Annotated in this window: 13 protein-coding genes; 9 read left to right on the top strand and 4 right to left on the bottom strand. The window is 53.3% G+C overall.

The annotated features are described in order from the left end of the window. Nucleotides 1-221: 221 nt before the first annotated feature. Complete coding sequence (locus tag NDQ72_13605) at nt 222-3,296, bottom strand: efflux RND transporter permease subunit (GenBank protein ID WKD27094.1); 3,075 nt, start codon at nt 3,294-3,296, stop codon at nt 222-224. After that, nucleotides 3,280-4,371 (bottom strand): efflux RND transporter periplasmic adaptor subunit, encoded by a 1,092-nt coding sequence (locus NDQ72_13600; protein ID WKD27093.1) that lies wholly within the window; start codon nt 4,369-4,371, stop codon nt 3,280-3,282. The genes NDQ72_13605 and NDQ72_13600 overlap by 17 nt, the downstream gene beginning before the upstream one ends. 268 nt (nt 4,372-4,639) lie before the next feature. On the opposite strand from NDQ72_13600, the gene NDQ72_13595 reads away from it, so the two are divergent. Then, nucleotides 4,640-5,614, top strand: coding sequence for a malate dehydrogenase (locus NDQ72_13595; protein ID WKD30402.1), 975 nt, complete (start codon nt 4,640-4,642; stop codon nt 5,612-5,614). Nucleotides 5,615-5,841: 227 nt separating this feature from the next. Here the strand turns inward: NDQ72_13595 and NDQ72_13590 are convergent, their stop codons facing one another. Beyond that, nucleotides 5,842-6,498: an HAD-IB family hydrolase gene (locus tag NDQ72_13590; GenBank protein ID WKD27092.1), complete on the bottom strand. Its 657-nt coding sequence runs from the start codon at nt 6,496-6,498 to the stop codon at nt 5,842-5,844. A 189-nt stretch (nt 6,499-6,687) separates the two neighbouring features. On the opposite strand from NDQ72_13590, the gene NDQ72_13585 reads away from it, so the two are divergent. Together NDQ72_13585 and ptsP are read left to right on the top strand one after the other, a co-directional pair. After that, a complete protein-coding gene (locus NDQ72_13585; protein ID WKD27091.1) occupies nt 6,688-7,185 on the top strand; it encodes an RNA pyrophosphohydrolase in 498 nt (165 codons plus the stop codon). Nucleotides 7,186-7,325: 140 nt separating this feature from the next. After that, nucleotides 7,326-9,587 carry a phosphoenolpyruvate--protein phosphotransferase gene (gene ptsP / locus NDQ72_13580; GenBank protein ID WKD27090.1) on the top strand — a complete coding sequence of 754 codons (2,262 nt, stop codon included), beginning with the start codon at nt 7,326-7,328 and terminating at the stop codon, nt 9,585-9,587. Nucleotides 9,588-9,595: 8 nt separating this feature from the next. Here ptsP and NDQ72_13575 read toward each other — a convergent pair whose 3' ends face one another. Beyond that, on the bottom strand, nt 9,596-10,375 hold the full coding sequence (locus tag NDQ72_13575; GenBank protein ID WKD27089.1) for an NRDE family protein: 780 nt from the start codon (nt 10,373-10,375) through the stop codon (nt 9,596-9,598). Between the two features lie 165 nt (nt 10,376-10,540). On the opposite strand from NDQ72_13575, the gene NDQ72_13570 reads away from it, so the two are divergent. From NDQ72_13570 to NDQ72_13545, 6 genes are all read left to right on the top strand, one after another. Continuing rightward, entirely contained in the window at nt 10,541-11,704 is a 1,164-nt protein-coding gene (locus NDQ72_13570; GenBank protein WKD27088.1) for a response regulator, read from the top strand. Further along, nucleotides 11,701-12,498, top strand: a complete 798-nt coding sequence (locus tag NDQ72_13565; GenBank protein WKD27087.1) for a sulfite exporter TauE/SafE family protein — start codon at nt 11,701-11,703, stop codon at nt 12,496-12,498. The genes NDQ72_13570 and NDQ72_13565 overlap by 4 nt, the downstream gene beginning before the upstream one ends. A gap of 51 nt (nt 12,499-12,549) precedes the next feature. Further along, complete coding sequence (gene lgt, locus NDQ72_13560; GenBank protein ID WKD27086.1) at nt 12,550-13,338, top strand: prolipoprotein diacylglyceryl transferase; 789 nt, start codon at nt 12,550-12,552, stop codon at nt 13,336-13,338. Between the two features lie 104 nt (nt 13,339-13,442). Further along, nucleotides 13,443-14,255 carry a thymidylate synthase gene (locus NDQ72_13555; GenBank protein ID WKD30401.1) on the top strand — a complete coding sequence of 271 codons (813 nt, stop codon included), beginning with the start codon at nt 13,443-13,445 and terminating at the stop codon, nt 14,253-14,255. Then, on the top strand, nt 14,252-14,791 hold the full coding sequence (locus NDQ72_13550; protein ID WKD27085.1) for a dihydrofolate reductase: 540 nt from the start codon (nt 14,252-14,254) through the stop codon (nt 14,789-14,791). The genes NDQ72_13555 and NDQ72_13550 overlap by 4 nt, the downstream gene beginning before the upstream one ends. Before the next feature lie 23 nt (nt 14,792-14,814). After that, a complete protein-coding gene (locus NDQ72_13545; protein ID WKD27084.1) occupies nt 14,815-15,600 on the top strand; it encodes a ProQ/FINO family protein in 786 nt (261 codons plus the stop codon). Nucleotides 15,601-15,758 lie beyond the last annotated feature (158 nt).

Genomic DNA, 15,758 nt, shown 5'->3' with positions numbered 1-15,758 from the left:
GAGGAGGCTGTAGCTTGCGATGCTCTTTGAGCATGCTAAGGGCGGCTGCGCCGCGATCGCCGAGATGTCGGACCATCGATAAATCGGCCTCCTACAGTAGAACAGTGGCACGGTATCTTGTAGGAGGGAGCTTTAGCTCGCGATGATCTTCTCACTTCTCACTTCTCACTTCTCACTTCTCACTTCTCACTTCTCACTTCTCACTTCTCACACCTCACCTATTACTTCTCACGCCTCACCTTGCCGCCTATTACTAACATGCAAGGCGTTAGCAAGAGCGTTAGGGCAGTGGCAAAGGTTAAGCCACCTGCAATCGCGCTGGACATTTGTGTCCACCACTGAGCCGAAGGGGCATTGAATCCTAGCGTGGGTGCAAAAAGATTAACGTTAATCCCTAGCACCATCGGCATTAACCCCAGCACGGTGGTAATAGCGGTGAGAAGCACTGGGCGTAAGCGCAGGGTGCCTGCTTCTAGTGCCGCTTCGGTTGGGGGCATGCCTTGGCCGCGCAGCTCGTTGTAAGTGTCGATCAAAACGATATTGTTGTTAACGACAATACCTGCCAGGGCGATAATGCCCATGCCCACCATGACAATACCAAACGCTTGGCCAGTAATGAGCAGCCCCATCAAAACGCCCGCAGTGGAGAACACAATGGCCGATAGCACTAGCGCTGCTTGATAGTAGCTATTGAACTGTGTCACTAGAATCAGCGCCATTAGCCCAATCGCGATCAAGAAAGCGCTGATCAAGAACTGCATGGATTCCTGCTGATCTTCTTGTTCACCCGCCACATTAACCATCAAACTATCGTCAAGTTGGCTTTGGCCTGCATCTAGTAGCGCTCGCAACCGCTCGTCCGCTAAATAGCCTGTTGCTAAATCGGCCTCAACGGTAATCGCACGGCGTCCATCAATACGATTCAGGGTGCCTACTTTGGGGGCGGGCGTAATGTCTACAAAGTGAGCAATAGGCACTTGGCCTCGTGGGGTGTTGATCGTCAGTCGTTCAAGCTGGTTGAGCGTGCGCCAGTGTTCCGGTAAGCGCACGCGAATATCCACCTCATCAGTAACGGTGGGGGGACGGTAGTTGGCCACTTGAAGGCCAGTGGTCAGTAGCTGTACAGCACTACCAATGGTGGTGATATCGGTGCCCATGCGGGCAGCGGCTTCACGGTTAACTTTTACCTGCCATTCGACCCCGGGCAGGCTGCGATTATCCTGGATGTCGGTAAAGCCGCCTAGCTCGTGCATTAGTGCCGTAATCTGGTCAACGCCGGCGTTTGCGATGTCTGGATCAGTGGCGCTGATTTCGAGCACAATAGGTTTGCCGCCACCAGGCCCCATCTCCTGCTCGCGAAACTCTAGCGTTATCCCCGGTAGATCTTGAGTGCGCTCGGCCATGTCAGCCAAAATCGTGCGGGCAGGGCGGCGCTGGTACCAGTCGACAAACTGAAACTGCAACATCCCGATCACATCATTGCCCATTTGCTGGTTAGGCACCGCAAAAGAGCGTGCATAAAGGGCTTCGACTTCTCCCATGCTGCCCAGTCGGCTTTCCACCCGCTTCAGGATGGTGTCGGTTTCTTCAGCGGAAAAATCGCCTCGGGCACGTACCAGCACCTGCGCGCTGTCCGGCTCTACGCTGGGGAAGAAATCAACGCCATGATTAAAACGAGCATAGCCGGTATAAATCAACCCAATTAACAGCACCGCAAACACGAGCACCCAGGTGGGATGCTGCAGTAAACGTCCGAGTACGCGGCGATAGGCGCGCCCAAGCGACGTGCTTTCGTCGACCGGGCCAGCACCCGCGGTTGCTGTATGGGATGTGCGGGTAAACAATCGCCCCAGGGTTGGCAAAAACACCAGAGCCATGGCTAGCGACGCAAGAAGGCACAAGATGACGGTGGCAGGCAGGTACTTCATAAACTGACCTACCACGCCTGGCCAAAATAGCAGTGGTATAAATACCGCAAGCGTTGTCGCGGTAGAGGCAATAACCGACCAGCTCATGCGTGTTGCGGCATTCAGCCAAGCCTGGTGGGGAGACTGCCCCTCATGCAGGTGTCGATCAGCGAGCTCGCTGACTACAATCGCACCATCCACGAGCATGCCAGCCACTAAGATCAGCGCAAATAGCACCACAATGTTGAGCGTAAAACCAAATGCCCAAACCAGAAGAATGCCGGTTAAAAACGCGCCGGGTATGGTCAGGCCTACCAGCAGCGCCATGCGCCAGCCCATCACGGCTACGACAACAATTAATACCAGCACCACTGCGGTGAGCACGTTATTTAACAGCTCAGAGAGCATATTTTGAACGGTAACCGACTCGTCTAAAATCGTGGTAATACGCAGCTGTTCAGGCAGCAGGTCGCCTGCCTGGGCAAAGCGTTCTCTTACGGCTTCAATGGTGGCGATGATATTCGCCCCCGCGCGCTTGGAAATTTCCAGCACTACCGCAGGCTGGCCGTCGATACGGGCGAATCCTTCGGGATCTTTGTAGGTCGGTAAAATCCACGCAACATCACCAAACGTAACCACTTGGTCGCCGTCAACTTTCACCGGCATGTCCATGACATCGTTTAACGATTCGATAATGCCTGGTACTTTTAGTGCTAGCCGTCCGGCGCCGGTATCCAAGCTGCCCGCAGCAACTAGGCGATTATTGCGTGAGATTTGATTAAACAGCGTATCAAAATCAACGCCGTAACTTTCCAGTACCAGTGGATCAACGACAATTTCGAGTAAGTCCTCGCGGTCGCCAGCAATATCGACCTCTAGGACGTCGGCAATGCCCTCTATTTCCTCTTTTAGGCGACGTGCAATGGTTACCCGTTCTCTAGTATCCAACTCGCCGGAAAGGCCGATGCTCAGCACCGGAAACTCAGAGACGTTAACCTCCATGACCCGAGGCTCGTCCGCTTCATCCGGTAAGCTACTGCGGGCGATATCCACGCGTTCGCGTACATCAGAAAGCGCTGTATCCGGATCAAAGCCAGGATCAAACTCCAGCGTTACCGACCCATGACCTTCGCTAGACTGGGCGGTAAATTTGCGCAGCCCTTCGATTCCACGCAGCTCCTGCTCCATTGGGCGAACTAACAGGCGCTCACCATCTTCCGGGCTAACGCCTTCCAGCGAAAGCGAGACGTATATAATCGGGATAGTGACGTCTGGATTGGCTTCCTTGGGAATCATCTGCCAGGCGGTTGTACCCGCCAGCAGCAAGCCAACCAGGAGCAGCAGGGTGGTTCGCGTGTGGGTTAGCGCCGCATTAATCAACTGACGCATGACCACCTTCCTGGGTAGATACGGGTGTTACGGTGTCGCCTGGGCTGACTAACCCTGCGCCGAGGGTGATTAACTGAACAGGATTTGGCAAGCCAGTAACGTAGGCACGTTCGGTATCAGCACTGACCAATTCAATCGCCGTTTGGGCAACGCGGTTATTCTCAACAACGTGCTTGATGGCTAGTTGCCCCTGCTCATCCAGGCTAAAGAGAGCAGGCGATAGAGTATGCACTTGTCGAGGTGGCAGCGTTATGGTGAATTCAGCGCTGCTCCCTGCTAGGCGTTGCCTTTCTGGATTGTCGAGCGTTACTTCGATATAGAATGTGCGAGTGGCTTCTTCTGCACGACTACTAATGTAAGACACTTCGCCGGAAAGCGACTGGCCATTGAGCAGTCGCGCGGTGACAGGTAAGCCAACGCTTAACTCGCCGATTTGCTGTTGAGCCACCCAAGCGGTGCCGATTAAGCGCCGATCGTCGATCAGCCGTGCCCACTCTTCGCCTGGTTGCAGTAAGTCGCCAAGTTCAACCTGGACGCGGTCCAGCACGCCTTCAAAGGGCGCGGTAGGGCGAGTATCGCTTAACTGCTTTTCTAACTGAGCTACCTGGGCGGCGCTGGCGCTTAAGGCACTTTGCAGGCGCAGCAGTTCTGGCTGAGAAATCAGCTCACGGCGACGCAGGTTTTGGGCGCCGGCGTACTCCGCTTCAGCAAGCGTTAACTCATCACGTGCCTGCTGTAGGCGTTGGGGGAGCGCATCGTTGTCTAGTACCAGCAGTGTCTCGCCTCGGCTGACGGTTTCTCCTTGGGCCACCGGTTTTTCTGCGACATAGCCAGTTACATTGGCGCGCAGCAGTGTTTCTTTTTCAGCAGTTAGCTGGCCTTGCAGCACGTGCTTAGGAATATAGGGCGCGCTCTGCTGGGTCATCACCTCTACACGAGGTGTTGCGTCGCGTTCAGTGGCATTTACGTCAGGTGGACTACTTTGAAAACGTTGGAAATCGCCAACCGCTAGCCATATCACAAGCGCTAGAACCAGCAGGCTAGCAAGCGCGTAAGAGTAGGGGATTCGTCGCATGGGGTAGTTATATCCGTATTAACCCAAAAAAATCACACAAGGCAAGTCATGCTGAAGGGTATGTCATACTAAGAGTTAAGGCTTAGTGACCGACACACCATAGCGCAACTGGCGTCTGGCAGCGAGTACCAAGCTACTGCGAGAATGGGTAGTAGTCTCATGTATGATTGAGTTTTTGCACATCTGGGCATACCATCTTTGCGTCTTGAGTTCTGTCGTCCCACTCTCAGGCGAGAACCCACCCTAGGCGAACCATCAAGGAGCAATGATGAAAGATCCAGTACGTATTGCGATTACCGGCGGTGCCGGCCAGATCAGCTACTCTCTTATTTTCCGCATCGCCGCTGGCGATATGCTGGGGCCGGATCAGCCAGTCATTCTCCAGCTTCTCGAAATTCCCCAAGCCATGGACGCCCTGAATGGCGTTGTCATGGAAGTGAACGACTGTGCTTTCCCGCTGGTACAAGACATCGTTGCCACTGATGATCCGAACGTTGCCTTCAAAGATGCCGATTTCGCCTTGCTGGTAGGTGCACGTCCGCGTGGTCCGGGTATGGAGCGTAAAGATCTGCTGGAAGCCAACGCCGCGATCTTCTCTGTACAAGGTAAAGCGCTGAACGATCACGCTAGCCGCGACGTGCGCGTACTCGTTGTCGGTAACCCGGCTAACACCAACGCATTGATTGCTTCTTGCAATGCGCCGGACCTCGATGCAGGCCAGTTCACTGCGATGACGCGTTTGGACCACAACCGTGCGCTGACACAGCTGGCTCAGAAAACCGGCAAGCACGTTACCGACGTCGACAGCATGATTATCTGGGGCAACCACAGTGCTACTCAGTACCCTGATCTGGCGCAGTGCAAAGTAGACGGCAAAGCCGCCTTCGATCTGGTCGAGCGTGACTGGTACGAAAACGACTTTATCCCGACAGTACAGCAGCGCGGTGCGGCGATTATCAAAGCCCGTGGCGCGTCTTCTGCAGCATCTGCGGCGTCTTCAGCGATTGATCACATGCGTGATTGGGCGCTGGGTTGCGATGGTATCGTTAGCATGGCGATCCCGTCTGACGGCAGCTACGGCATTGAAGAAGGCATCATCTACTCCTACCCAGTGCGTTGTCAGGGTGGCAAGTATGAAATCGTTCAAGGCTTTGAGTTGGACGCGTTCAGCAAAGAGAAGATGCAGGCCACCGAGAAAGAACTGCGTGAAGAGCGCGCAGCCGTTGAGCACCTGCTCGGCTAAGCACGCTGACTGGCGTTCTTTGAGCTGTTCTAAAAACTGTTCTTAGAACAATGCTCAGTAATACGAAACCCCGCAAGCACTAAGCTTGCGGGGTTTTTTATTGGGCGGCTGCGCCGTTCGCGAGTGCCTCATTTCGAAAGATACGTTACCACGCGCTACGGTTAACGTATTGAATTAACGGATTTGTAGCGCGGTGTAAGCGTCAGCGCACCCGCGGATCAGCTGGCTCAATCTCGCAGGCTCATAATGCGCCATTGGCGTTCTTCGGCCACCTTGCGCAGGGTGTCATCGGGGTCGACGGCCACCGGGTGTTCTACCTGTTCAAGCAAGGGAAGGTCGTTGTGTGAATCGCTGTAAAACCATGCGCCGTCCATGGTGAACTCTTGGCCCTCAAGCCATTGCTTTAAGCGAGTCACTTTGCCTTCGCGGTAGCTGGGAGTACCCGTCACTCGTCCGGTGTAGCGGCCGTCTACTATTTCTGGGTCAACTGCAATCAAGTCGTCCACGCCCAAACGACTGGCGATGGGGGCGGTAATAAAGCGATTAGTGGCGGTAATGATCAGCAACGTATCGCCTTTCGTGCGGTGCCGAGCCAGCAACTCTTCGGCTTTAGGTAAAATATTCGGTTCGATTTTGCTGACCATAAATTGCTGATGCCAAGCGGCTAACTGTTCCGGCGTATTTTCAGCCAGTGGCTTCAATGCCATTTCCAAAAATGCCGCCATGTCTAACGTGCCCGCATTGTAGTCCGCCATAAAGCGCTCATTGGCCTCGCGGTAGGCAACTGGGTCAACGGCCCCCTGTTCGAGCAAAAACTCGCCCCAGGCATGATCGCTGTCGATGGATATCAGCGTATTATCCAAATCGAAAATGGCCAGACTCACGGCGCTCCCCTTATGGTGTTGGTTAATTGTGCTGCTCGTTAGCTCAGTAATGAACGTCAGTAACGGCTTACAAAGCGGCGGATTATCGCAGAGTCACCATGGTTTAACCACTTAGGGTGATATTGTATTGATACGCTTGTCTCCCTTGTGGAAAAATGGGGACAACTGAAAATTTATAAGGTGATGTCCGTGATCGACGCTGACGGCTTTCGCCCCAATGTTGGCATCATTATTGCCAATAGCCAGGGGCAGCTGCTTTGGGCGCGTCGTGTAGGGCAAAATGCGTGGCAGTTTCCCCAGGGAGGCATCAAGGCAAACGAAACACCACATCAAGCGCTTTTTCGTGAGCTTTTTGAGGAGATCGGTCTAACCGCCGACGATGTCGATATTGTCGCCTGTACCCGGGGATGGCTGCGCTACCGTCTGCCACGACGCATGATTCGCACCCACTCGCGGCCGGTTTGTATCGGCCAGAAGCAGAAGTGGTTTTTACTCAAGATTCGCTGCCAAGAAAATCGAATCTGTATGACGGCAACGCCTAAACCCGAGTTCGATGGTTGGCGGTGGGTAAGTTACTGGTATCCACTGGGGCAAGTGGTGCCGTTCAAACGAGAGGTGTATCGGCGCGCGCTACGGGAGCTTTCTCCTCGCGTTCAGCGCTTGGCGCAACAAGATCACGATGGATAACGCGCGCTCCACTGTTCTAGGAAACTGTGCTAGGTAAACTGTTTAAAAGAAACAGTTCAAAGGAAACGGTTTGAAGGACACAGTGACAGCTGGCCGAAAATCCCTCAGCGAGGCAAATAATAGTGAATAGGAAAACGTCCATGCTTGAGGTGCTGCGACGCGTTATTCAAGAAGTGAATGGCGCACGAAACCTCGACGCCGCGCTGTCAACGATGGTACGCCGCATACGAAAGGCCATGCAGACGGATGTGTGCTCCTTCTATTTATACGATAAGGAGCTTGAGTCACTTGTATTGATGGAGACGATTGGCCTTCGCACGCAAGCGGTAGGCCGCGTTGTGCTACCGCTAGGCGAGGGCCTGGTAGGTCTAGTGGCTAAGCGCAGCGAGCCGCTTAATTTAGAAGATGCGCAAACTCATCCTCATTTTCGCTATTTTGAAGCAACTGGCGAAGAGCGCTACTCAAGCTTCTTAGGGGTGCCGATTATCCATCAGCGCCTCATGCTGGGCGTTTTGGTCGTGCAGCAAGCCGAAAAACGTCAGTACGACGACGAAGATGAAGCTTTTCTGGTCACCATGGCTGCTCAGTTGGCAGGCGTGCTGGCTCACGCGCTCGCTACCGGCAATCTGGCTCGCCCTGCGCTTCCAGGTGGCCAGGCCATGTTTAAAGGCGTGGCGGCTTCCCCAGGAATGGCGATGGGGGAGGCGGTGGTGATCACGCCGCCCGCTGACCTGAACAGCGTGCCTGACCTTATTCCCAGCGATCAAGACTATGAAGTCGCACGGCTAAAAGAAGCCATTGGCAAAACGCGCGATGAAATCCGCGCAGCGGCAGAGCGCTTGGTTAACCGTATTTCTTCCCAAGAGCTGGCGCTGTTTGATGTTTATCAGCAAATGCTTGGCGAAGCGGCGCTCTCCGAAGAAGTGGAAAAGCGTATACGTGAAGGGCAGTGGGCACCTGGCGCGTTGGCCGACGTAGTGCGCCGCCATGTGCAATACCTTGAGCGCGTCGACGACGATTATTTGCGTGAGCGCGCGGCGGATATTCGCGATCTTGGTCGCCGTGTGCTGGCGCACCTTCAAGAAGACACGCCCTCCACCCCAGAAACCTACCCAGAAAACGCCATTTTGGTAGGTGATGAAATTAGCGTTGCCATGCTGGGAGAAGTGCCAAGAGACAAGCTAAAGGGCTTGGTCTCCGTGCGTGGTTCGAGTACCTCGCATGTTGCTATTGTTGCCCGGGCTATGGGAATTCCGACGGTGCTTGGGATGATGGATCTCCCGCTGCCGCGCTTAAATGGCGCCCCGGTAGTGCTTGATGGCCATCGGGGGCGATTGTTCGTGCGGCCAGCGCCAGAGTTAAGAACTCGTTATGAAAGCCTGATTGCTGAAGAAGCAGCGCTGAGTGAGTTACTGGAGCACGAGCAAGACTTGCCCAGCGAAACGCCAGATGGCCATGCCATGCCGCTGATGGTTAATACTGGGCTGGCGGTTGATGCTTCGGCGTTGCTGAAAAGCCGTATCGGCGGCGTAGGCCTGTACCGCACCGAAGTGCCCTTTATGATTACCGAGCGCTTCCCCGGTGAGAAAGAACAAATGCGCATGTACCGCGAGCAGTTAGAAGGCTTTGCGCCACTGCCGGTGGTGATGCGAACGCTGGATATCGGTGGCGATAAAGACCTTCCCTATTTTCCCATTGAGGAAGCTAATCCATTCTTGGGTTGGCGGGGAATGCGAGTCACTCTCGATCATCCAGAGGTATTGATGGTACAGCTGCGTGCCATGCTGAAAGCATCGCATGACTTGAATAATCTCTATGTGCTCTTCCCAATGATTACCAATGTGGAAGAGGTGGACGAAGCGATTCGTCTGTTGGATCGTGCCATTTTAGAGCTTGGCGAAGAGGGTATTGGCGTCGAACGGCCTAAAGTGGGCGTGATGATTGAAGTGCCTGCGACTATTTATCAAATGGATGCGCTGGCGAAACGGGTCGATTTCTTCTCGGTGGGCAGTAACGACCTAACGCAGTATTTGCTCGCGGTGGATCGCAATAATCCTCGCGTATCTAGCCTGTACGATGCGCTGCACCCAGCGCTGCTGGGCGCGCTGCAAGAGCTCGCTCAGGATGCCACTCGGCTAGAAAAGCCTATATCGCTTTGCGGTGAATTAGCGGGCGACCCCGCTGGTGCGCTGCTATTAATGGCGATGGGATTTACCAGCCTGTCTATGAATGCTCCTAGTTTGCCCAGAGTGCGGGCCGCTATCCGCCGAGTGCCGATGCACGATGCACAAACGCTGCTTGAAGAGATCATGGATTTGGATACTCCAGCGTTAGTACATGAGCATCTCAATCAGCGTATGGATGAGTGGCAGCTCTCGCACTTAATGCCGCCACGAGATTAATGCCGTGGCTAATTTATTGACAGAGAAGATGGTGTCGTCAGCGTAGTTTCTCCCTCAAAATGACCGAGTGGCCCAAACCGCTGCTCGGTTATCTCCACTTCCCCTTGGTTGTTTAGCGTTAACCAAGTGGTTGCCCGGGTGCCGTAGTGTTCACCAACAATAAACGCGGCAGAGAGCTGGCGCTCCAGCGTTAAGCCCACCCCGGTATCCGGTAATTCTTCATCAGGTGCGGTTTGCGAATTATGCAGCGCATGTTGCGTCGCGCTCTGCCACTGTTCGTCGGCGCTGTTTAACAAGGCGTCGCGAACCAGGTTCAGTTTTGGCCAGGGGGTATTCAGAGTGGCATTGGACAAGCCATGAACTCCAGGGGGCACGCTGGTCAGTAATACCCCATGGCGACCACGGTGCAGATGCCACATGCGATGTGGTGTCGCAACCAATAGATTAAACCCGGCATAGCGATGCGCGGTCATGCGCTCTTTCGCTTTAAGCCATGCTTCGACATCGTCACTTTGTAACACGCTAGCAACAAGTTCGCCTCGGCTGGGCGCGTTGATTGGTGTTGCCAGTGCGGGGTCACGCACATTGGTCAATGCTGCGACAACGCCTTGGGAGTTGGCGGCTAGCCACGTACCACCGGCTTCTAAGTCGCGCCCACCCAGTACGGCGGTGTGTCCTTCCCAATGAGCAAGAGGCGCAGTGGGCCGCTGGTGGAATTCATCTCGGTTGCCTGCCAAGCGTAACGGTGTAGAAGAGCCAGGGGACCAAGAAAAGGTAATTAAGCACATAGGTAAGGCTCACGAAGAGTAACGGAAACCCAATTAGCCAGTTTGGCATGACAGTATTGAGGCGTAGACATACACTTAACATTAATATAAATATGCTTAGCCATGCTATGGCTGCCAACATGTTAAGGCGCAACATTAAAGAAGCCACCTAGGAAGGCGCATACTATGCAACGCTATCAGCGAGAGCACTTCTGGAATGCGATTGTCTGGCCTACTCTGTGGCCTCTTTTACTCGTTCAGGCGGCCTTGGTACTGCTTTGTGTGCTGGTAGGGCTGGTGGTCTGGGGGCTTTCCCCTAGTCAAACGTCATGGAGCACCACCCTATGGTTGACTCTTGCGTTGCTGCTGGGTAGTTGTTTGAATGTTGGCGTTTTTTTGATGCTGGTTAAAAGTCGCGCAAAGCAAGAAGACACCAGTTGCATGCAAGAGCTGGCCGAGTTAGAACGCCAAGCCGCCCAATTGGTTAATCGACAAGCGGAGCATGCTCATTCACAGACGGAAGACGCCAGTGAAGGGCTGCCACTTAACCGCTTAGCGATAGTCAATCAGCGGTTGGCGGATGTCATTCGCGCAGGCGAGGATAATCAGTATCTAGCTTCTTCAAGCGAGCCATTTCGATCTGATCAAACCTTGCTTGATGACCTGCATCACCAGCAAAAACAGTTGAAGCACCTCATCGCTGGGCGCGACCGTGCGCGGGAAGAGTCACGTTTGAAGTCTGGTTACCTAACGCTCCTTCAGCGTGAAGCCGATAGTCTGTTTGATCATTTGGGCGATATGTTGCAGATGGATAATACAGAAACATGTTTTCAGAATATTACTCACGTGCGGGAGCGTCTGGCGGATATACGCGCATTGCTTACTAATTTTGTTCAGCAAAGCGCTGATGAAACAGATGTTTATGAGCAATTGCTACCGGCTGACCGCAAGTTGCGTATTCTGGTGGTAGATGATGGCCCCGTTAATTTAATGCTGGCGCGCCAAATGCTCGAAACCCAGGGGCTTCAGGTAGATGGCGTCAGCAGTGGGGAGCAGGCTTTGGACTGCCAGCGAACGGTTTCTTATGATCTCGTGTTTATGGATATCTTTATGCCGACCTTAGATGGGCTAGAAACAGCACGTCGTTGGCGAACCTTTGAGCGTCTTAGTGGCGGTCAGCGACGTAGTGTCTTGATTGCTCTCACCGCGAACGTTGATAGCGCTGGTCATGGCGCTTATAACGCTGCCGGTATAGATGACGTGCTAGCGAAGCCCTACAAGCCCGAAACACTGCTCAGTATGATTACTAAGTGGGTGCCCAGCGCGAATAACCAAGTGCAGAATAAATGACCGTATTGAGTATTTTAGCAGGGTATTTGTTGCTAGGCGCAGTGGCAGGCACTATGGCTGGCCTGTTTGGAGTAGGGGGCGGTTTAATTATTGTGCCTGCGCTTGTCTTTGCATTTGGCCTACAGGGAGTTGCTCCTGAAATTGCCATGCATCTTGCCGTAGGCACCTCACTGGCGACGATCGTCGTCACCGGGGCTTCGTCAGCATTAGGGCACTTCCGAAAAGGCAGTATTCATAAGCCATGGTTCATGGCGCTATTACCCGGACTTATGCTGGGGGCTATCGGTGGTGTGTTTATCGCGGATAACCTTTCGGGCACCGTTTTGGGAACGTTATTCGGGGTGTTTGTATTGCTACTAGCCACCAGAATGGTGTTTGGCCTTTCGCCAAAGCCCGGTAGTTCGCCGCCAGGGAATGTTGCAATGACCATTGCTGGCGGCGTAGTGGGCGTTATATCAGCACTATTTGGTATTGGTGGAGGCGCAATGACAGTGCCTTGGCTTTCACGATGTGGTGCAAGCATGACCCAAGCGGTGGGAACCTCTGCCGCCTGTGGCTTACCAATAGCGATGGTTGGTGCGTTAACGTTTATTGTTGTGGGGTGGGGTAATCCACTTCTTCCCCAATGGGCGACCGGCTTTGTTATGTGGCCCGCCTTTATCGGCATTGTGCTAACCAGTGTGCCTTGTGCACGGCTTGGCGTTCGTTTGGCTCATGTGCTCCCAGCCACTGTGTTGAGGTTTTCATTTGCAACGCTGTTGGCCGTAGTGGGCTTGCGCTTCATATTGGCGTAATTCACTGATGCCACGCTGCTGTTTTCTTCCTGTTTGCTTTAGAGATTCTTGATGATTAATTATCCAACGATCGATCCGGTAGCGATTTCACTTGGGCCGCTGCAGGTTCATTGGTACGGCTTAATGTATGTGGTGGGGTTTGTGGCGGCATGGTGGCTAGGATGTAAACGGGCGCCACGTATTGGGCTTACAAAAGATGATATCGGTGATTTGCTTTTTTACTGCGCCATTGGTGTGGTGGTGGGGGGGCGATTAGGGTACGCACTGTTTTACGGCCTAGGGCAGTGGACGGCTGACCCGCTATGGGTGTTCCGCGTATGGGATGGCGGCATGAGTTTCCATGGCGGTTTATTAGGGGTGCTGTTGGCGGCATGGCTATTTGCACGTCGTAAACAACTGGCGTTTTTCACCCTCGCCGACTTCATCGCCCCGCTGGTACCCATTGGTTTAGGTGCTGGGCGGATTGGTAATTTTATCAACCATGAGTTGCCGGGCGGGGTAACGTCGCTACCCTGGGGTATGCCATTTCCTGGTATGGGGCCAGAGCCACGCCACCCTTCAGCGCTTTACGAAGCCCTTCTGGAAGGTATCGTGCTGTTTGCCATTCTGTGGTGGGTATCTGCCAAGCCGCGCGCCAGAGGGTTGGTCTCGGGTTTGTTCCTGTTAGGCTACGGCGTTTTCCGCTTTATGGTTGAATTTGTACGTATGCCGGATGCCCACATTGGCTATCTCGCCTTTGGCTGGTTCACCATGGGTATGCTGCTCACGCTTCCGATGATCGCGTTAGGCCTCGTTTTTATCGCCTGGTCGCGTAATCAACCTATTGATGCCAAGTTGTGAAGAGTGAGTGGCAGGAATGCTTCTGGCTGCCTGATGCTTACGCGTATAGAATATCTACCCAAATTGATTTTTAATCTGGAATTTCTGTGACTGCAATAACGCCCATGCCGAAAGAAGCGCTAGAACAGCCGTATCTCGACCTAATGCGCACCGTGATGGAGCAAGGCGTTGATCGGGATGATCGCACTGGTGTTGGTACACGCTCAGTGTTTGGTCATCAAATGCGTTTCGACCTCTCTCGTGGTTTTCCGCTGCTAACCACTAAAAAGCTGCACCTGCGCTCTATTATTCATGAGCTGCTGTGGTTTCTTAAAGGTGATACCAATATCGGGTATCTCAAAGAGCATGGCGTACGCATCTGGGACGAGTGGGCCGATGAAAACGGTAATCTTGGTCCGGTCTATGGTTATCAGTGGCGCAGTTGGCCGAGCCCCAATGGCGGTAGTGTCGACCAGATTGCGAATGTGTTGGAGCAGATTAGTACGGCGCCTCAGTCACGGCGACTGATTGTTTCAGCCTGGAATCCAGGTCAAGTTGATGAAATGAAATTGCCACCTTGCCACTGTTTGTTCCAGTTTTATGTGGCCAATGGGCGTCTCTCGTGTCAGCTTTACCAACGCAGTGCGGATATTTTCTTAGGCGTGCCGTTTAATATTGCAAGCTATGCGTTACTGCTCAGTATGGTGGCGCAGGTAACTGGCCTGGAGCCTGGCGAGTTTGTACATACGTTGGGTGATGCCCATCTTTATAGCAATCACCTAGAGCAGGCTCAGGAGCAGTTGAGTCGCACGCCTAAAGCGCCACCGCGTCTGGCGCTTAATCCTCAGGTAACCAATCTGTTTGATTTCACCTTTGACGACATCAGCATCGAAGAGTATGAATCGCACCCCCATATCAAAGCGGAGGTGGCGGTATGAGTCAGCAGCAACATGCTTATGACCCCCTGGTGCCGATAGCGATGATTGTGGCGATGGCCAAAAACCGGGTGATTGGGGTCGAAGGTAAGTTACCTTGGTACCTGCCTGAAGATCTAAAGTTCTTTAAACGCATGACTCAAGCCAAGCCGCTTGTGATGGGGCGCAAAACCTACGCATCAATAGGCAAACCGCTGCCCAATCGGCTCAATATTGTAGTAACCCGTGATACAAACTTTGCCGCCGAAGGCGTGCGGATATGTCATGAGCTACCAGCAGCATTGGTATTGGCCGACCAGCAGGCCACCATTGAAGCCGCCGAAGAAATTATGGTGATGGGAGGGGGGGAGATTTATCGACAAGCGCTTCCTCATGCTCAGCGTCTCTATATCACTGAAGTAGATATTGATGTCGATGGTGATGCTGTTTTCCCCGAACTCTCTATGGAAGAGTGGCAGGAAGTTCAGCGTGTAGCGGGCAAGCCAGCAGAAGGGCAGCCGCAATACGACTTTGTAGTCTATGAGCGGATCGCCGACTGATCAGCGCAAAGAAGGAGGGGGTTATGGCCGCAACAGTACTGGATCTGCTAGAAACATTGGAAACGCGCTTTGAGCAGACCAGAGCCGCACTGAACGCGTTGCGTGAAGAGAACGAAATGCTCAAACGGCGGTTGGCAAACCAAGAGCCACAGACCCAGCCACCTTCGCAGCCGCTACAGGACCCGGCTCAGTCTGATACATCTGCTGCTGAGCCGTCGGCAGCAGATGTAAAGCCTTCCGACTCACAAGTGATCAGCGAAGCCGACGCCACAGAAACAGCGCCACAGCCGCCTTCACCTCAAGCGCTGTTGAATCAGTGGTATAAACGCTACCCGCACGCTTTTTTCACTGGCCATACTAAACCGCTGAAAGTGGGTATTCATCAAGATTTGGCTCAGCGAGAACCCTGGTCAGGGAAATTGATACGCCGAGCATTAGCTAACTATGTGAATTTGCCCCGCTATGTAAAATCCATGCGAGAAGGTGCTGAGCGAATTGACTTGGATGGCAATCCTGCAGGTAAAGTCGATAAAGAAGCGGCGCGACATGCTAGCGATCGGCGAAAAGATAAGTTAGACAGCAATGCATCAAAGCAAGCACCGTCTTCAGATCATCGAAAACCGCAGCAATCATCAAGGCAGACATCACAACAAGCATCGAGACAAGTGCCAAAAGATGCTGTCCCCACGCCTATAAAGGCGCATGAGCATAGAGGGGAAGGTGAGAAGACGGAAGCGTTTGAAACAACAAAGCCACTTAGCTTAGAGGATAAATTAAGAGGGCTTCAGCAAAAATTTACAGGCCGCTGAGACCAATCAGTTGCCCATGGGTTCCTTAAAAAAATGCAAATCGTAAAAAAACACTGTTTTTTTCTATTGCGTTCACTGGAATCCCAGTATAGAGTTTGACCTGCGAGCATTGGACTATAACAAGGCTTAGTTGAGGACGTGCCGCATACCACCGGGAA

Source organism: Halomonas sp. KG2, from assembly GCA_030440445.1.
Classification (GTDB): Bacteria; Pseudomonadota; Gammaproteobacteria; order Pseudomonadales; family Halomonadaceae; genus Vreelandella.
The sequence above is the reverse complement of the archived record's forward strand: the minus strand, read 5'-3'. Positions and strand labels throughout refer to the sequence as shown.